Annotated in this window: 17 protein-coding genes and 1 riboswitch; of the genes, 10 read left to right on the forward strand and 7 right to left on the reverse strand. The window is 60.7% G+C overall.

Annotated elements, in window-relative coordinates; translation table 11 throughout:
• The first annotated feature begins 71 nt into the window (after window positions 1-71).
• Complete coding sequence (locus AB5Y99_RS16320; RefSeq protein ID WP_368210159.1) at window positions 72-1,031, forward strand: LysR substrate-binding domain-containing protein; 960 nt, start codon at window positions 72-74, stop codon at window positions 1,029-1,031.
• Here the strand turns inward: AB5Y99_RS16320 and trpS are convergent.
• Entirely contained in the window at window positions 1,010-2,023 is a 1,014-nt protein-coding gene (gene trpS / locus AB5Y99_RS16325; RefSeq protein ID WP_213388098.1) for a tryptophan--tRNA ligase, read from the reverse strand. The genes AB5Y99_RS16320 and trpS overlap by 22 nt on opposite strands.
• Window positions 2,024-2,215: 192 nt before the next feature.
• On the reverse strand, window positions 2,216-2,653 hold the full coding sequence (locus tag AB5Y99_RS16330; protein WP_005339229.1) for a universal stress protein: 438 nt from the start codon (window positions 2,651-2,653) through the stop codon (window positions 2,216-2,218).
• Between the two features lie 400 nt (window positions 2,654-3,053).
• Here AB5Y99_RS16330 and fabV point away from each other — a divergent pair, with 400 nt between their 5' ends.
• The 6 genes from fabV to AB5Y99_RS16360 all read left to right on the forward strand — a co-directional run bounded on the left by fabV (window position 3,054) and on the right by AB5Y99_RS16360 (window position 10,026).
• Window positions 3,054-4,241, forward strand: coding sequence for an enoyl-ACP reductase FabV (gene fabV / locus AB5Y99_RS16335; protein ID WP_335874629.1), 1,188 nt, complete (start codon window positions 3,054-3,056; stop codon window positions 4,239-4,241).
• 92 nt (window positions 4,242-4,333) lie between these two features.
• Complete coding sequence (gene ftnA, locus AB5Y99_RS16340; RefSeq protein ID WP_005339225.1) at window positions 4,334-4,858, forward strand: non-heme ferritin; 525 nt, start codon at window positions 4,334-4,336, stop codon at window positions 4,856-4,858.
• A 150-nt stretch (window positions 4,859-5,008) separates the two neighbouring features.
• Window positions 5,009-6,193 carry an NAD(P)/FAD-dependent oxidoreductase gene (locus AB5Y99_RS16345; protein WP_323893991.1) on the forward strand — a complete coding sequence of 395 codons (1,185 nt, stop codon included), beginning with the start codon at window positions 5,009-5,011 and terminating at the stop codon, window positions 6,191-6,193.
• Between the two features lie 81 nt (window positions 6,194-6,274).
• On the forward strand, window positions 6,275-7,948 hold the full coding sequence (locus AB5Y99_RS16350) for a sensor histidine kinase (RefSeq protein WP_164461915.1): 1,674 nt from the start codon (window positions 6,275-6,277) through the stop codon (window positions 7,946-7,948).
• Window positions 7,949-7,994: 46 nt separating this feature from the next.
• Window positions 7,995-8,726 (forward strand): LytTR family DNA-binding domain-containing protein, encoded by a 732-nt coding sequence (locus tag AB5Y99_RS16355; protein WP_323893989.1) that lies wholly within the window; start codon window positions 7,995-7,997, stop codon window positions 8,724-8,726.
• A gap of 109 nt (window positions 8,727-8,835) precedes the next feature.
• Entirely contained in the window at window positions 8,836-10,026 is a 1,191-nt protein-coding gene (locus tag AB5Y99_RS16360; RefSeq protein WP_040069602.1) for an MFS transporter, read from the forward strand.
• A gap of 73 nt (window positions 10,027-10,099) precedes the next feature.
• On the opposite strand, the gene AB5Y99_RS16365 is transcribed toward AB5Y99_RS16360, so the two are convergent.
• The 4 genes from AB5Y99_RS16365 to AB5Y99_RS16380 form a co-directional block, all read right to left on the reverse strand.
• Window positions 10,100-11,224: a 5-(carboxyamino)imidazole ribonucleotide synthase gene (locus AB5Y99_RS16365; RefSeq protein WP_368210163.1), complete on the reverse strand. Its 1,125-nt coding sequence runs from the start codon at window positions 11,222-11,224 to the stop codon at window positions 10,100-10,102.
• Complete coding sequence (gene purE / locus AB5Y99_RS16370) at window positions 11,221-11,730, reverse strand: 5-(carboxyamino)imidazole ribonucleotide mutase (RefSeq protein ID WP_368210164.1); 510 nt, start codon at window positions 11,728-11,730, stop codon at window positions 11,221-11,223. Before purE ends, AB5Y99_RS16365 begins: the two co-directional genes overlap by 4 nt.
• A 63-nt stretch (window positions 11,731-11,793) precedes the next feature.
• Window positions 11,794-12,096, reverse strand: coding sequence for a hypothetical protein (locus AB5Y99_RS16375; RefSeq protein WP_005321666.1), 303 nt, complete (start codon window positions 12,094-12,096; stop codon window positions 11,794-11,796).
• Window positions 12,097-12,100: 4 nt separating this feature from the next.
• Entirely contained in the window at window positions 12,101-13,027 is a 927-nt protein-coding gene (locus tag AB5Y99_RS16380; RefSeq protein ID WP_005342109.1) for a sodium-dependent bicarbonate transport family permease, read from the reverse strand.
• Window positions 13,028-13,136: 109 nt separating this feature from the next.
• On the opposite strand from AB5Y99_RS16380, the gene AB5Y99_RS16385 reads away from it, so the two are divergent.
• The 3 genes from AB5Y99_RS16385 to murI all read left to right on the forward strand — a co-directional run bounded on the left by AB5Y99_RS16385 (window position 13,137) and on the right by murI (window position 17,080).
• Window positions 13,137-14,039 (forward strand): LysR family transcriptional regulator, encoded by a 903-nt coding sequence (locus AB5Y99_RS16385; protein WP_368210166.1) that lies wholly within the window; start codon window positions 13,137-13,139, stop codon window positions 14,037-14,039.
• Between the two features lie 35 nt (window positions 14,040-14,074).
• Window positions 14,075-14,253, forward strand: a riboswitch (cobalamin riboswitch).
• 51 nt (window positions 14,254-14,304) lie between these two features.
• Entirely contained in the window at window positions 14,305-16,170 is a 1,866-nt protein-coding gene (locus tag AB5Y99_RS16390) for a TonB-dependent receptor (protein WP_368210168.1), read from the forward strand.
• A 106-nt stretch (window positions 16,171-16,276) separates the two neighbouring features.
• Entirely contained in the window at window positions 16,277-17,080 is an 804-nt protein-coding gene (gene murI / locus AB5Y99_RS16395) for a glutamate racemase (RefSeq protein WP_368210169.1), read from the forward strand.
• 7 nt (window positions 17,081-17,087) lie between these two features.
• Here murI and AB5Y99_RS16400 read toward each other — a convergent pair whose 3' ends face one another.
• Window positions 17,088-17,579, reverse strand: a complete 492-nt coding sequence (locus AB5Y99_RS16400) for an RNA-binding protein (protein ID WP_005339200.1) — start codon at window positions 17,577-17,579, stop codon at window positions 17,088-17,090.
• Window positions 17,580-18,100: the final 521 nt, after the last annotated feature.

Below are 18,100 nucleotides of genomic sequence, written 5' to 3' on the forward strand. Positions count from 1 at the left end.
GCCAGCGCATTCTAGGCAATCTGTTACTATGGTAAAAATGAATTGTTGGCATTTAACTATGGCTAATATCGATGGATAGCTCGCTCGCCCGTCTTGACCTCAACCTGCTCGCCGTATTCGACATGCTGATGCAGGAGCGCAATGTCACCCGTGCCGCCGAACGGCTGCATCTCTCCCAGTCCACCGTCAGTCACGCCTTGGGGCGGCTGCGGGTGGCGCTGGATGACCCGCTGTTCGTGATGAGTCGGCGCGAGATGATGCCGACCGAGCGGGCCAAGGCGCTGGCCGGGCCGGTGCGCCAGGCGCTGGCGATGCTGGAGCAGGGATTGCGGCAGGCCAAGGGGTTTGATCCAGCTACTGCGCGGCGGATTTTCCGCATCGCCACCCCGGGCTCGGTGGAGCACGGGCTGGTGCCGGTGCTGGTGGACAGGCTCCATCGGCTGGCCCCTCACTGTCGGCTTGAGGTGTGCGAGCTGGCCGACAGCGACTACGAGCGGGAGTTGGAAAAGGGTGAGCTGGATCTGGTGATCGGTTTCGCCGGGGCGAATCACCTCTCACCCCGTTTGTGGCGGGAGGAGTGGTTCAACAACCCGCTGGTCTGCCTGTCGCCGCTCGGCAGCGAATTGCCCGATGTGCTGACTCCGGTCGAGCTGGTGAGCCGTCCCCACATCCACACCTCCAGCTGGGGTCACAGTCAGGCGATGGTAGAGCTCTGGCTGGCCCGCTTCGGGGTGGAGCGGGAGTTGGGCGTGCGGTTGCCGAGCTTTATGGCGGTGCCGCCGTTGATGGCGACCGGCCGCTATCTGGTGGTGGTGCCCGAGATGATCGGGCGCCACTTCTGCCGCTACTACCCGCTGCGGATGCACCAGCTCGACCCCGCCATCCCTATCGTCTACCTGATGGCGGGGCACCCGCTGACCGCCCATGACGAGGCGATCGGCTGGTTCAAGAGCCTGTTGCACCAGTTGGTGTTCGACCTCTACGGCGACGATGCACTCGGGACTCCCGCTCAGCGGATGCTGGCGAAGTAGTCGAGCCCCATGGCGCTTTTCACCTCCGCCAATACCTCATCGGTGATGATGCGAGCTTGCTCGGTGCCTTGATAGAGCAGCTCCAGCAGCATCTTCTTGTCGGCAATGGCCGCGGCCCGGCGCTCTCGCATCGGGGCGAGCAGGGTTTGCAGGCAGTCATTCAGCACCTGTTTGCAGCGCATGTCCCCCAGTCCGCCTCGTCGGTAGTGGGCCTTCATCTCGGCGACCAGCGCCTTGTCGGGGTGGAAAGCATCGAGATAGGCGAACACCGTATTTCCCTCCACCTGACCGGGATCGCTCACCTTGAGGTGGTTGGGGTCGGTATACATGGCGAACACCGCCTGTTTGACCTCTTCCGCCGACATGCCGAGCTCTATGGTGTTGCCGAGAGACTTGGACATCTTGGCCTTGCCATCGATGCCGGGCAGGCGGCCGGTGTCGCTCAGGATCGGCTGGCATTCGGTCAGCACCTCTTTGCCTACCAGAGAGTTGAAGCGGCGGACGATTTCGTTGGTCTGCTCCAGCATCGGCAGCTGATCTTCCCCGACCGGCACATGGCTGGCGCGAAAGGCGGTGATGTCGGCGGCCTGACTCACCGGATAGACCAGAAAACCGGCCGGCAGCGTGCGTTCGAACCCTTTTTGCTGGATCTCCGCCTTGACGGTGGGATTGCGCTCCAGCCGGGCGACGCTGACCAGATTGAGGTAGTAGCAGGTGAGTTCGGCGAGGGCGGGCAGGGCGCTCTGCAGGCAGAAGGTGGTCTTGGCTGGGTCGAGGCCGACCGCCAGATAGTCGGCCATCACCTCCAGTACGTTGTCGGTCACCTTGGTCGGGTTGTGGCCGTTGTCGGTCAGCGCCTGCAGATCGGCGATCATCACGAATTGACGGTAGTGGTGCTGGGCTTCGACGCGCTGGCGCAGGGAGCCGACATAGTGGCCGATGTGCAGTTTGCCGGTGGGACGATCGCCAGTCAGGATTACGGGGTTGTGCATGTCACTCTCTCCAGTTGGGTGAGCCGGGAGGCGACAAAGGGATAAAAACAGTTGACCGCCTCTCGGCGGTCACGGTGTTTTCTTTGGGAAATTTACAATAGAAACGCGGTGCCGCCTGTTTAGGAGCAGCACCACCAGTAGTTGTGATTGAATGCGGTCATGTTCATAGCAAATCAAACTACGCCGGTTTCATTACTTCTGCAAGGGGACGACCAGCAGATCGCAGGGCACCGTATTCATCAGCTGACGGGCGCTGGAGGTGAGCAGACTCCAGAAACTCTGGCGATGGCCGCACACCAGCAGGTCGATCTCATACTCCTTGACCGCCTGATTGACCCGCTCGCTCAGATCGCCGCAGATCACCAGCTTCTTCTCGATGGGATAGTCCACCGAGGCCAGAAATGCCTCCAGCTTCTCTTTCGCTTCGGCGATCACCTGATCCTGCACGTTGTCGATATCGATATCGATCATCTCGGTGTAGAGATCCTTGAGGTCCACATCGACATGGATAACCGACAGCTTGGCGCCGTTGGAGCGGGCTCTGTCCACCGCCTTGTCGATCACCTTGCGGTTGTCTTCAGAGAGGTCGATCGCGGCCAGAATATGCTTGTAATAGGTTGTTCCACTCATGGGGTTCTCCTTACCGATCCTTCAGCCCACTATACCAATCTCTGCTGAAACTAAAATGGTGCCTCAGGCACAGTTTTGGGATTTAAATGAGTTTAATGACGTGTGACACAGGGTCAGCCACTCAGTTATTAACCACTATTTGCCTATAAATTAAACAAGAGTTTGACGCCGGTCACACCCCTCGGCTTGCCGATCAGGGGGGAGAGGCATAGGATGGGCCCGTGCTTCGCAATGAACACAAAACAACAAAAAGCATCTGAATACCGCTTTGGGGAGCCACGTGCTCCCTTTTGTTTTTCTGCCTCATTTCCCGCGGCTTTTCTGACTGATAGCGATCCGGCATCAAGTTAATCTCCTTCGATTTGGTTATGCTGTAGCCAGTTTCTTTGGAGGCCTTCCCATGATCATTCATCCCCAGATTCAAGGTTGTGTTGCCCGCAACTGTCACCCTATCGGCTGTCGCGCCGCCGTGCAGCAGCAGATCGAACGCATCAAGGCTGCTGGCCCGTTCAACGGCCCCAAGCGGGTGCTGGTGCTGGGTGCCTCTTCCGGGTTTGGACTGGCGTCGCGCATTGCACTCGCCTTTGGTGCCGGTGCCGACACCATCAGCATCTCGTTTGAGCGCGGCCCTTCCGACAAAGGATTGGGTAGCGCCGGTTGGTACAACAACATCTGGTTTCGCAAGGAGGCGGAGCAGGAGGGGCGTATCGCCATCAACCTGATCGGCGATGCCTTCTCCGATGGCATGCGCCAGCAGGCCATCGATACCATCCGCCAGCAGCTTGGGCAGGTGGATCTGGTGATTTATTCGCTCGCGAGCGGCATCCGGGTGCTGCCCGACGGCACGCAAGTGCGCTCGGTGCTCAAGACCACCGGCCAGCCATTCAGCGGCTGGGGGCTGGATCTGGAGCGCGATACCCTGGTGCAGCAGTCGCTGGCGCCAGCAACGCCGGAGGAGATCCGCGATACCGTCACCGTGATGGGGGGCGAGGATTGGCAGCTCTGGATGCAGGCGTTGCAGCAGGCCGATTGTCTCGCCCCCGGCGCGCAAACCGTCGCTTACTCCTATATCGGCCCGGAATCCACCTATCCCCTCTATCGGGATGGCACCATCGGTTATGCCAAGGAGCATCTGCACGCCACCGCCGAGACCATCAACCTGCAGCTGGCCGAGATTGGTGGTCACGCCTGGGTGTCGGTCTGCAAGGCGCTGGTGACCAAGGCGAGCGCCTATATCCCGGTGCTGCCGGTTTATCTCGGCTTGTTGATGGGGGTGATGAAGGAGCGCGGCGTCCATGAGGGCTGCATCGAGCAGATGCAGCGACTGTTCGCCGCCAAGATGTACGGACCCAATGGGGTGGTGGCCGATGGTAACCGGCTGATCCGGATGGATGATCACGAGCTCGACCCGGCCATTCAGGCTGCCGTTTCGGCGCTCTGGCCCAAGGTGACGCCGGAGAATTTCCACGCGCTGGGGGACTTTGCCGGGCTGCGGCAGGATTTCATGCAGCTCAACGGCTTCGAGCTGCCGGGCGTCGATTATGCTGCGCCGGTGGATGTCGCCTCCCTTAGGGAGCTGACCCCCTGAGCTGAAAGAAACGGGATCTCCCTCTCGTTGGCGGGTTGATTCGCGGCGGGAGTGTGGCGACAATCGATACCAAATCACTGAGGAGAAACAAGATGCTGGCCCAAGCCATGATCGAGAAGTTGAACGAGCAGATTAACCTGGAGTTCTACTCCTCCAATCTCTATCTGCAGATGAGCGCCTGGTGCGAAGACAAGGGCTTTGAGGGGGCGGCGACCTTCCTGCGTCAGCACGCGGTCGAGGAGCGCCAGCATATGGAGCGTCTGTTCACCTACGTGAGCGAGACCGGCGCCATGCCCAAGCTGGGTGCCATCGATGCCCCTCCCCACGAGTTCAAGTCGCTGGGCGACGTGTTCCGTACCACCCTGGAGCACGAGTACCACATCACCAAGTGCATCAATGGTCTGGCCCACGTAGCCTTCACTACCCAGGACTACTCCACCTTCAATTTCCTGCAGTGGTATGTGGCCGAGCAGCATGAAGAGGAGAAGCTGTTCAAGAGCATCGTCGACCGTCTGGGTCTGGTGGGTGAAGATGGCAAAGGCCTCTACTTCATCGACAAGGAGCTGGCCGAACTGGCCAAGGGCGCCCCTGCCAGCATCATGGACAGCAACGCCTGATAGTCGTGGACACTTAGTGTTCAGCCAGTACAATAACGGCCCTTTTAAGGGCCGTTGTTTATTCTGGTGGGCAGCCACTATGGTTCTGTTCCGCCAGAGGCAATCACGGTTCTGGCCAGGTGCCGTTTCAATTTTGATAAGTGAGTGATGATGAAGCAGGTCGATGTGGTGGTGATCGGGGCCGGTGCGGCCGGATTGATGTGTGCGGCGCAGGCGGGCTACCGTGGCCGCTCCGTGCTGGTGCTCGACAATGCCAAGAAGCCGGGCCGCAAGATCCTCATCAGTGGCGGTGGTCGCTGCAACTTCACCAACCATCAGGCGGGCGCTCACGCCTACCTGTCGGAGAATCCCCACTTCAGCAAGTCGGCGCTGGCTCGCTACACCCAGCAGGACTTTATCGATCTGGTGGATCGCCACGGGGTCAACTATCACGAGCGCACCCTGGGGCAGCTGTTCTGCCTCGAGAGCGCCAAGGAGATCGTCGATGTGCTGCTCACCGAGTGTGACTGGGCTGGTGTGACCCTGCAGTTCCAGACCGAGATCCTCACCGTCAACAAACAGGAGGAGGGCTTCCTCCTGACCACCAGCAAGGGAGAGATCGGCTGTCACTCGCTGGTGGTGGCGACCGGCGGTCTCTCCATGCCCAAGCTGGGCGCGACCCCGTATGGCTTCAAGCTGGCGGAGCAGTTCGGTCTCAAGGTGCTGCCGACCCGCGCCGGTCTGGTGCCCTTCACCCTCCATCAGGCGGAGAAAGAGGCCTTCGCCGATCTGGCGGGCATCAGCCTGCCGGTAGCTGTGACCGCCGAGGATGGCACCCGCTTCAAGGAGGCGATGCTGTTCACCCACCGCGGCCTCTCCGGCCCCGTCATCCTGCAGATCTCCTCCTACTGGCACGCCGGCGAGAAGATCCACATCAACCTGTTGCCGGAGCTGGATATTCCGGCTGCCCTGCGTGAATGGGCGCAGGCTCACCCGGCGCAGGAGCTGAAAACCGTGCTGGGGCGCGAGCTGCCCAAGCGCTTCGTCGACAAGCTGGTGGAGCTGGGCCAGCTGGTCAGCAAGCCGATGCGCCAGTACAACGAGCGGGAGCTGGAAGCGGTGGCCAACCTGCTGGGTGACTGGCAGATCCTGCCCAACGGCACCGAGGGGTATCGCACCGCCGAAGTGACCCTGGGCGGCGTCGATACCAACGAGCTCTCCTCCAAGACCATGGAAGCGCGTAAGGTGCCGGGCCTCTACTTCATCGGCGAAGTGGTGGACGTGACCGGCTGGCTCGGTGGCTACAACTTCCAGTGGGCCTGGTCCTCCGGCTGGGTGGCCGGTCAGTACTGTTGATGTCACAGGGGCTGGTTTATCCGGCCCCGATTTATTGGTCAGGGTTATGGTGATCGGTCGGGTTGCCGCAAGGGGGCGCAGATGCTTGAGAATCAGATGATGTTGTTGGCGGTGTTCGAGCGGGCAGCGCTGATGCTGATGACCCTCTTCTTCCTGACCCGCACCCGGCCGTTCCAGCGGTTGTTTCAGAAGCGGGATCACACCCCGGCCGAGCTGGTGCTGGTAGCCTCGATCTTCTGCTTGTTTGCGGTGTTCAGTACCTACACCGGCATTCCGGTAGAGGGGGCGCTGATCAACGTGCGGATCATTGCCATTATCTCCGGCGGCATCCTGTTCGGCCCCTGGGTCGGCATTCCAGCCGGGGTCATCTCCGGCCTGCACCGCTATCTCATCGATATGGATGGTCACACCTCCATCCCTTGCCTTATCGCCAGCATCATCGCCGGTCTGCTCGCCACCTGGCTGCACCTGCGCTGTCGCAAGTCGCGGCTCTGGCTCTACGGCATTCTGGCGGGGATGCTCTGCGAAGGGCTGACCATGCTGCTCATCTGGCTGCTGACCGAGCCCCACGAAGTCGGGGTGGAGATCGTCAACCATATCGCCTATCCGATGATCGCCGGGGCGCTCTGCATCGGCCTTATCATCAAGCTGGTGCAGGATCTGGATGACGAGAAGGAGCTGATTGCCGCCAAGCAGGCCAAGCTGGCGCTCGATATCGCTAACAAGACGCTGCCCTTCTTCCAGAACATCGATCGCCACTCCCTCAGTCAGGTGTGCGATGTGATCCGGCGCGACATCAGCGCCGATGCGGTGGCCATCACAGATACCCATGACGTGCTGGCTTATGTCGGGGTGGGCAAGGACTATTACGAGCTGGATGAGCACCACGCCATCAGCGGCATGACCCAGCAGGCGGTGCTGCTCGACCAGATCATCATCAACAACGATCTGCGCCAGTACCATCTGGCCGACTTCCACTCGGTCATCATTATTCCGCTGCGGGAGAACGGCGCCGTCAGCGGCACCCTCAAGATCTACTACCGTCGCACCCACAGCATCACCAGCTCGCTGCGGGAGATGGCGGTGGGTCTCTCCCAGCTCATCTCCACCCAGATGGAGGTGTCGCGCATCGAGCAGTTGAAAGAGATGACCCGCAAGGCGGAGTTCACCGCCCTGCAGAGCAAGATCAACCCGCACTTCCTGTTCAACGCTCTCAACGCCATCTCGTCGCTGATCCGCATCCGGCCCCAGCAGGCGCGCCAGCTCATTGCCAATCTGGCGGATTACCTGCGCTACAACCTCAACAAAGGGGATGAGCTTATCGACATTCAGGAGGAGCTGCAGCAGGTGCGCGACTACGTGGCTATCGAGCAGGCCCGCTTCGGCGACAAGCTGGAGGTGGTGTTCGAGGTGGACGACGTGCACATTCAGGTGCCGAGTCTGCTGTTGCAGCCGCTGGTGGAAAACGCCATCCTGCATGGCATCCAGCCCCGCAGTGCGCCGGGTCGGGTCACCATCGAGGTGAAACAGCTGGCGGGCGGCATCCGGGTATCGGTGCGGGATACCGGTTACGGCATCAGTCAGGCGGTGATCGACGGGGTCGCAGCCGGTCGGGTGGAGAGCCGCAGCATCGGCCTGATGAACGTGCATCAGCGGGTCAAGCTGCTCTATGGCGACGGCCTGCACCTCAAGCGGCTGGAGCCGGGTACCGAAGTGAGTTTCTATCTGCCGGATCAGGAGTCGATGCCATGCTGAGTGCCATCATGGTTGAGGATAAGTGTGTGCCGCGAGAGGTGTTGTCATGCTGAAAGCGATCATTGTGGAAGACGAGTATCTGGCCCGTGAAGAGCTGGCCTATCTGGTGGGGCAGCACAGCCAGATCGAGATAGTGGCGAGTTTCGAGGATGGGCTGGAGGCGTTCAAATACCTGCAGGATCACGAGGTGGACGTGGTGTTTCTGGATATCCAGATCCCCTCCATCGATGGCCTGTTGCTGGCCAAGAACCTGCACAAGTCGAGCCATCCGCCCCACATCGTCTTCGTCACCGCCTACAAAGAGTTCGCGGTGGAGGCGTTCGAGCTGGAGGCATTCGATTACATCCTCAAACCCTACAACGAGCCGCGCCTCATCAGCCTGCTGCAAAAGCTGGAGCAGGCGGGCAAGTCGCAGGCGGGGCAGGGGAGCGAGCCGGGGGCAGCGCATAATCGCACCGTCAATCTGGTGAAGGGGGAGCGCATCATCGTCACCCCTTGCGAGCAGATCTACTACGCGGAAGCCGACGAGAAGCTCACTTATGTCTACACCCGCGATGATCGCTACGTGATGACCATGACCATCAGCGAGTTTGTCAGCCGGCTGCCTGCCGAGGGGTTCTTTCGCTGCCACCGCTCCTACTGCGTCAACATCAACAAGATCCGCGAAATCGTCCCCTGGTTTAACAGCACCTATCTCATCCGGCTCCATGATCTACCGTTCGAGGTGCCGGTCAGTCGCAGCAACATCAAGGCATTCCGTCAGCTGATGCGGCTCTGATTGTAATTCATTCCCGCCGATCTGCATTTCATGCCTTAATCGATCGGCGCGAGCTGCGTCTTGCCTATAGTGGCCTCAATTTCCTTAAGGCCATCGACCGAGACGCATCATGACCAAAGAGATGAATCGCACCCGGTACCTGACACTGATCGGTACCATTATCACCCAGTTCGCACTGGGTTCTGTCTACACCTGGAGCCTGTTCAACGCCCAGCTCTCCGACAAGCTGGACGAGCCGGTGAGTCAGGTCGCTTTCGCCTTCGGCCTGCTCAGCCTCTCGCTGGCAGTCGCCTCCTCCATGGCGGGCAAGCTGCAGGAGCGATTCGGTGTGCGCAACGTGACCCTGGGCGCCGGCGTGCTGCTCGGCATCGGCTTCTTCCTCACCGCCCATGCCAGCAATCTGGCGATGCTCTACCTCTGCGCGGGCATTCTGGTCGGTTTTGCCGACGGTACCGGCTACCTGATGACCCTCTCCAACTGCGTGAAGTGGTTCCCGGAGCGCAAGGGGTTGATCTCCGCCTGCTCCATCGGTGCCTATGGCCTCGGCAGTCTCGGTTTCAAATACATCAACCTGCTGCTGCTCTCCAGCTCCGGCCTTGAGACTACCTTCCAGCTGTGGGGCTTGATTGCGATGTCCATGGTGCTGGTGGGCGGCATGCTGATGAAGGATGCGCCCAAACAGGCCGCTTCCGTGCAGCAGAGCGAGAGCCGTGACTTCACTCTGGCTGAGGCGATGCGCAAGCCGCAGTACTGGATGCTGGCGCTGATGTTCCTCACCGCCTGCATGAGTGGCCTCTACGTCATCGGCGTGGCCAAGGATATCGGCGAGAAGATGGTGGGTCTGCCAGCCGTGGTCGCTGCCAACGCCGTCGCCATCATCGCCATGGCCAACCTGGGTGGCCGTCTGGTGCTGGGTATCCTCTCCGACAAGATGTCCCGTATCCGGGTCATCACCATTGCCCAGCTGATTACCCTGGCGGGCATGGCGCTGCTGCTGTTCGTGCCGCTCAACGCCAACCTGTTCTTTGTGGCGGTCGCCTGTGTGGCATTCAGCTTCGGTGGCACCATCACCGTCTACCCCTCGCTGGTGAGCGACTTCTTCGGTCTCAACAACCTGACCAAGAACTACGGCGTCATCTATCTGGGCTTTGGTCTGGGCAGCATCATCGGCTCCATTGTGGCCTCCCTGTTTGGCGGCTTTATGGCGACCTTCCACCTGATCCTGGTATTGCTGGTGGTGGCGCTGGTGCTCTCCCTCACCATCCGCCTGCCGGCACCGGTAGCGGTGGAGCGGGCCTGATAAGCCTTCCTGCCATAGCAAGCAAAAACAGAGACCCGGGCCATGCCCGGGTCTTTGCATTTCCGATGCTCGATCAGCGCCGCGCTAGCCCCAGCAGCTGGCGAGCCTGACGGCAACTCTCTTCCACCGTTGACCAGTCGTCACCGGTTACCGTGATATGGCCCATCTTGCGGCCGGGGCGGGGTTCGCCCTTGCCGTAGAGGTGCAGATGCAGGCCGGGCAGCGCCAGCAGGGTGGCCCAGTCGGGCGTGCCGTTTTGCCAGAGATCCCCCAGCAGGTTGATTAACAGGGCGGGGCGCACGGCGATCTGCTCTGGCTGCGGCAGATCGCACAGGGCCCGCACCTGCAACTCGAACTGGCTGCATGCGGCGTTATCGAGGCTGGGGTGACCCGAGTTGTGGGGGCGGGGCGCCAGCTCGTTGACCAGCAGTCGGCCTTCCACCAGAAAGAACTCCACCGTCAGCACACCGATGTAGTCGAGGGCGGTGATCAGCTGCTCGGCGATCCCTTTGGCTTCGCTCTCCAGCGCCGGCACATTGGCCGGGGAGCGAGTCTGGTCGAGAATGCCGCCGCTGTGCCAGTTCTGCACCAGTGGCAGGGCGCTGATGGCGCCGCTCGGGCTGCGGGCCAGGGTCAGGGCAAACTCACCCTCCAGCGCCAGCCGTTTTTCCAGCACGCAGGGCACGCCACTGCCTGTCAGTGCCGTCGCCAGCTCATCCAGATTACTGACCTGCCACTGCCCCTTGCCGTCGTACCCCTCGCGGGCCGTCTTGAGAATGGCGGGCAAGAGTTCGCTGGCCTGTGCGGGGATAGGCTCTTCCGGCAGCAGTGCCAGAGAGGGGGCGACCGGGATGTTGGCTCTGCGCAGAAAGGCTTTCTCCTCGCGGCGATCCTGACAGACCTGCACCGCGCTGGCGGCCGGGCGTACCGGCTTTTGTTTTTCGAGCAGCGCGAGGGTGGCGGCGGGCACGTTCTCGAACTCGCAGCTGATGGCCTCGCAGTGGCTGGCCAGCTCGTGCAGGGCGGTCTGGTCGTCATAGGGGGCGACAATATGGTGATCGGCTGCGGCACCGGCGATGCTGGCCGGGTCGGGATCCAGCACCACCACCTTGTAGCCGAGGCGGTGGGCGGCCATCACGAAGTAGCGGCCAAGCTGGCCGCCCCCCAGCATGCCGAGGGTGGCGGGTGGCAGGATCATGTCGGCTCCTCCAGTTGCAGCGCCAGCACCCGATCTCGCTCGTGGGTGCGGAAGTCGTCGAGCTGTTGCCGGTAGCGGGGGGCGTAGCCATCTTGTGCAACGGAGAGCAGAGAGACCGCAAACAGTGCGGCGTTGGCAGCCCCCGCCTCGCCGATGGCGAAGGTGGCGACCGGCACCCCTTTGGGCATCTGCACAATGGAGAGTAGCGAGTCCATCCCCTTGAGATGTCGCGAGGGGATGGGTACCCCCAGCACCGGAAGAGTGGTCTTGGCGGCGACCATACCCGGCAGGTGGGCGGCACCACCGGCTCCGGCGATGATGGCGCGCAGACCGCGCTCGCGGGCAGTGGCGGCATACTCGAACAGCAGATCCGGTGTGCGATGGGCCGAGACCACCTGCGCCTCGTAGGGCACGCCGTGCTCCTTGAGGATGCGGGCGGCAGCCTGCAGCACGGGCCAGTCGGAGTCGGAGCCCATTACCAGGCCGATCAGGGGAGGGGTGTTCATTTTCTCTTAATCCTTGGTGTCAAACGTTTGCTTTTGGTGAACAAAAAGAGCCGGCAAGCCGGCTCAGAATTTCTCGGGTCGCACGATTTCGACCGGCTGCAGAAAGGCGATCATGGCGTAATCGGGGTAGTAGCGACTCTGCAGGTGGGCCAGCAGCCGCTCCGCCTGCTCCCGGCTGCAGATCGCCTCCAGCCGGATGTTGCCGCTCTCGCTCCAGCTGGCGTTGCGCTCACCATGATCGCCCCGACCGCGGGCATCTGTGATGGTGTAGCCGCGCAGCCCCTCACGGGTGAGGGTGCGCAGCAGGGTAGGCTCCAGATTGGCTTCCGTGATGACGGTCAGCAGGGTGCGGGTCTCGGTCTGCATGTGGCTACTCCGTGAAGTGGCGGGCCCAGCTGTGGTAGAGCGGGATCCCCAGCATGATGTTGAACGGGAAGGTGACCCCCAGCACGGCGCTGAGAGAGAGCCCCGGGTTGGCCTGGGGCACGGCGATGCGCATGGTGGCCGGCACGGCAATATAGGAGGCGCTCGCCGCCAGGGTGGCCAGCAGGGTCAGGCCGCCGAGGGAGAGCCCCATCAGCTGGCCAGCAGCCAATCCCAGTCCCGCTGAGGCGAGCGGCATCAACAGGGCGAAGCCGAGCAGGAACAGGCCATGACGGCGCAGATCCTGACACTGGCGGGCGACGATGAGGCCCATCTCCAGCAGGAACAGCGCCAGCGCCCCCTTGAACAGGTCGACAAACAGCGGTTTGAGCGGGGCAATCCCGTCCGGCCCGGCCAGATAGCCGATGGCCATGCCGCCCAGCAGCAGGGTGACCCCTTTGCCGAGGAAGGTCTCGTGGGCCAGCATGCGCCAGCGGGTCTCGCGGCTGATGCCGCGGGCCAGCACTATGCCCACCAGAATGGCCGGGATCTCCATCACCGCGAGGAAGATGGAGAGCTGGGATTCAAAGCTGATGCCCCGCTCGGTGAGCCAGTTCACCCCGACCGCAAAGGTGGCGACGCTGACCGAACCATAGTGGGCGGCGGTGGCGGCGGCATCGACCCGGTTCATCTTGAGACGCAGCACGGCAAAGCCGAGCAGGGTCTGCACCACACCGAGCAGGATCACCAGCGCCAGTTGCGGCAGCAGAGGCTGCAGGGATTGCTGGGCCAGACCGACCCCGCCCTTGAGGCCGATGGCCAGAAGAAGAAAGAGGGAGAGTGTGTCGTAGAGGGCGGGCGGCAGCTTGAGCTCGGAGCGTACCAGACCGGCCAGCAGACCAAACAGAAAGAAGAGAACAACGACATCCAGCATGATGGTTCGCAGGGCAGTTCAGATAATGGTTGCATGCTAGAGCCCGCAATGTTTCGATAAAATCAGATTCTCGCTGATGGTTGTTCGGTAAAAACTGATAGGGAACGGCATGCTCAACTACAAACAGCTCTACTACTTCTGGCATGTGGCGCGCAGCGGCAGCGTGACGCAGGCCGCCGAACAGCTGCACTTAACGCCGCAGACCATCAGCGGTCAGGTGGCCGAGCTGGAGCAGTCCCTCGGGGTGGCGCTGTTCAACCGGGTGGGGCGGCGTCTGGTGCTGACCGCCGCCGGACGGCAGGCGCAGGAGCAGGCGGGGGCGATTTTCTCGCTCGGCGCCGAACTGGAGCACACCCTGCGCCACGCCAGTCAGGAGTTGACCATGCAGGTGGGGATCGCCGATTCGGTACCCCGCACCCTGGCGTTTGAGCTGCTGGCTCCCGCCATGGCGCTGGCGACCCCGTTGCGGCTGGTGTGTCACGAGGAGCGGGCCGAGCAGCTGTTCAGCGAGCTGGCCCGCCACAAGCTCGACATGGTGCTGATCGATCGCCCGCTTCCTCCCGACAGTGGTGTACGTGGCTACAACCATGAGCTGGGGCGCAGCCCGCTGGCACTTTTTGCCAGCCCGGCGCTGGCGGCGCGGGCGCGGGATGGCTTTCCCGCCTCGCTGGAGGGGTTGCCGTTGCTGATCCCCGGAGAGAAGTCTGCCACCCACGATCGGCTGCTGGAGTGGTATCGCCAGCAGGGCATTCATCCCCATCTGGTGGGGCAGTTTGATGACTCCACCCTGATGAAGTCGTTCGGCAAGGCGGGGATGGGGATCTTTCCGGCGCCGCTGGCGATGGCTGACGAAATTGGTCGCCTCTACGGGGTGGAGCGAATTGCGACCCTCACCGACGTCACTCTCTCTTACTATCTGGTCTCGGCAGGGCGCCATCTCTCTCATCCCGGGGTACAGGCGGTGATGGAGGGGGCACAGCAGCGGCTGGCGGCGCTGGCTGGCAATAAATAGAAATCTGGATGGCTATACATCCAGCGTTGCTCTGCCTATAATCCTCCCGCTTTGGCGCATCATGCTTAATAGGGAATCCGGTGAGAATCCGGAGCTGGCGCGCAGCGGTAAGGGGGAACGAAGCGACATCAGGGCACTGCCGTCAGGCGGGAAGCCGTCGCCGTAGGCTATCAGCCCCCGAGCCCGAAGACCTGCCAGAGTTCGTATTTCGGGCCGAGAGAAACCGGCCACGAAGTAGATACTTACGCGAACTTAAGGATCTCTCATGTCGAAGAAATTTCTGGCGGCTGCCCTGTTGCCGACGGCGGCGTTTGCCCAGCAGCTGACCATTCCCGTCAATCCCACCATGGTGGTGACCGCTACCCGCGTCGCCCAACCTGCCTCCAGCGTGCTTGCCCCGGTCAATGTGGTGACCCGGGACGAGATCGATCGCCTGCAAGCCCAGACCGTGACCGATGTGGTCAAGACCCTGCCCGGCGTGGAAGTGGTCAGCAATGGCGGCCGCGGCCAGATGAGCTCGCTGCGGGTACGTGGCGGCACCTCTTCCCAGACACTGGTGCTGGTGGACGGGGTGCGCAGTGCCTCCCTGACCGCCGGGATGACCGAATTGAACAATCTGCCGCTCAATCAGGTCGAGCGGATAGAGTATATCCGCGGCCCGCGCGCCACCATCTACGGCTCAGACGCCATCGGCGGGGTGATCAACATCATTACCCGTCCCGACAAGGGGACCAACCAGCACAAGTTCAATATCGGTGCCGGTTCCCATCAACAGCGCCAGGCCGCTTTCAGTAGCGCCAGCCAGGTGGGTGAGGCCGGTCAACTCAAGGTTGCCGGTGGCTTCGATGATGAGTCTGGTTACAACGTGCATCCTCTGCCCGGCATCAATGATGGTGACCGCCATGGCCACCGTGGCTACAACGCCATGCTCGATTATCAGCAGGCGCTCGGCAGCAACTGGGATCTGTTCGGTACGACCCGCTGGTTCCGTAATATTGCCCAGTACGATCGCTCCTCCACCGCTTCCGCCTGGGGGCCTGCCACCCATCAGCGCAACGAGACCTGGACTGAAAACCAGAGCTATCAGCTGGGGTCGCGCTATCACGATGATCGCTATCTGAGCGAGCTGCGCGGCGCCTTCTCCAAACAGGATGCTTACGACTATCAGGACAACAGTGGTCGCGATCAGGCCAATAACCGGACCTACACCCGCCAGTACAGCCTGAACTGGGTCAACAGCTTGAAATTGAACGAGAGCTGGACCTTGGGAGGCGGGGCCGATTGGCAGAGTGATCGACTGGATGATCGCTCTCGCTCCTCCGGCTCCACGTATCCGGCCGACGCCAAAGAGCGCGACAACACCGGCCTCTATGCCCTTGCCCAGTTTGACAACCAGACCTGGCAGGCCGAGCTGAGCGGCCGCAGTGATGACAATGAGCAGTTTGGTCGCCACAACACCTGGCAGACCGGCGCAGGCTGGCGCTTTGTGGAGGATTACCGCCTGAGTGCCCGCTACGGCACCGGTTTCCGTGCCCCCTCCTTTAATGACCTCTACTATCCGGGTTCTGGCAATCCCAACCTTAAGCCGGAAGAGTCGAAGAGCAGTGAGCTGATGTTGGATGGTCAAACCGCGGGTGTTGAGTGGCGCATGACCGGTTATCGCAACGACTTCGAACAGATGATCCAGTGGGCACCCAACAGTCAGGGTATGTGGACACCACAAAACGTTGGCAAGGCGCGGATCGAAGGGATCGAGCTGGAAGGGGAGTTTGATACCGGCTGGTTGAGTCATCGGGTCTCTGCCGAATACAAGGATCCCAAAGACAGGGTGACCGACAAGCAGTTGCAGCTGATCTCCCGTAAAGGGGCCAAGTGGGTAACTCAGGCGCAGTGGCAGCAGTTTGATGGTTCATTGAGCTGGATCTATCAGGGTGAGCGCTATGGCGATGTGGCCAACACCACCAAACTGGGTGGCTACAGCGTGTGGAATCTGGCTGTCGGCTACAAGGTAACCCCGGCGCTCAAGGTATCTGGCAAGATCAACAACCTGCTGGATAAGGAGTATCAAAGCGCGGTGGGCTATCCGGCCGATGAGCGCGCTTACTACGTGACGATGGATTACGCCCTGTAAATAGCGTCCTCTGATGGGAAAAACCGAGGCCCTGCCATTGGCAGGGCCTTTTCTATTGGCGGCAGGCGGGAGTATGATCGCCGCCTTGCACCAAAGGGGAGCTCAAGTGGCCAATATTCTCGTGTTTGATTCCGGTATGGGTGGCCTGACCATCTACCGCGAAATCCGCCGCGTTCTGCCGGCACACAACTATTTCTACTGCTTCGATAACGCCAACTTCCCCTATGGTGAATTGAGCGAGCCCGCCCTGATTGCTGCCTGCACCCGCTTGGTGACCACCATGGTGGCCCGTCATCATATAGATCTGGTGGTGATTGCCTGCAACACGGCCAGCACCATAGCGCTGCCAGCCCTGCGTGAGGCATTGGATATTCCCGTGGTGGGGGTGGTGCCAGCCATCAAGCCCGCAGCTGCTCAGACTCGCAACGGTTGTATCGGTCTGCTGGCCACTCCAGGCACCGTCAGCCGCGACTATACCCACGAACTGATCGCCCAGTTTGCTCCCGGCAAGCGGGTGCTGCTCAAGGGCACCACCGAGCTGGTCATAGAAGCCGAACACAAGCTGGCGGGCCTACCGGTCAATATGGCGCTACTGCGCGAGGTATTGGCCGATTGGCTGGAAGGGGAAGAGAAGCCGGATACGCTGGTGCTTGGTTGCACTCACTTCCCGCTACTCAATGAAGAGATTGGGCAACTGATGCCGCAATGTCAGCTTATTGACTCGGGCAGTGCCGTTGCCAAACGGGTGGCCTGGTTGCTGAACAATGGCGGGCATACCGTCGTGCAGCCTGTATATATAGAAGAGGTTATTGCCAGGGCTTACTGTACCCGGCTGGATGGGGAGGCTCAAAAACTGACAGCCCCCTTGCAAGCATGGGGGCTGTCATCACTGGAAGAGGTGAAGTACTGACGAGCGGTTAGGCGTCAGTTTCGCTACCTTCTCTTTCCTCTTTATCACGTTTGTCATTCGCTTCACGCACCTTGAGGGTGCGCTGCTGATACTCTTTGTCATTCAAAGCGGCAATCGCCTTGGCGGCATCGGCGGCGGGCATCTCCACGAAACCGAAACCTCTGCGCTTGCCGGTTGCCTTGTCCTTCATCAACCGTACGGAAATGACCTGGCCCTGTTCGGCAAACAATTCGCGCACTGCAATCTCATTGGCGCGATAGGGCAGGTTGCCTACATATAAGGTGCAAGTCTCCTGATTGGCGATCGACTCGGCGACATTAGCCGGGGTTCGCTTCAGGAACAGCGGTACCACGAAACCGCCAATGGCCAGACCTGCTGCAAAAATCACTTCCGCTTTCAAAGAGAACTGCAGGGCCTGGGCAACCAGGTAGCCAACCACTGCCAATACCAGAGCAAGGATTGCGGCCTGCATATATACGGGAAACTTGGATAAATTCATCTTAAAAGACCTTTTGTAAATGAAAGCAAAAAAGGTGCAACACTATATTCACCTCCATGGTAACCAGCTTTCCTGATTGGCGCTACCATGGACCACTCGGGAGAGGTTATCGGCTCCAGTATGGCATTCCCAAGGTCACTGAAGGCGACATAAATGACGCTAAAATGGGAGTGAAATAACCGGATTGTGGATAACATTGTATATATACACTGAATAAGCTGTTTCTAATTGAATAATTTGAAATTTTCGTGATTTTCTTCAAAAAATGTCTTGTCATCGCAGCGCGGCTCCCTATAATGCGCCCCTACCAGCACGGCGGAACACGCCGAACTGATGAGCCAGCTTCCTAGTGAAGTGGGCGCCGAAAGAAAAGCGAAAACAATCGCTTGACTTTCGAAGTGAGGCGCGTAATATGCGCCTCCTCAACGCGACAAGCGTGACGCTCTTTAACAATTTGAATCAAGCAATCTGTGTGGGCACTCACAGCATCGAACATCAAAACAATTTTTGATTTTCAATGT

It is taken from the genome of Aeromonas sp. R4-2 (assembly GCF_040908295.1).
Taxonomy (GTDB): Bacteria; Pseudomonadota; Gammaproteobacteria; order Enterobacterales; family Aeromonadaceae; genus Aeromonas; species Aeromonas veronii.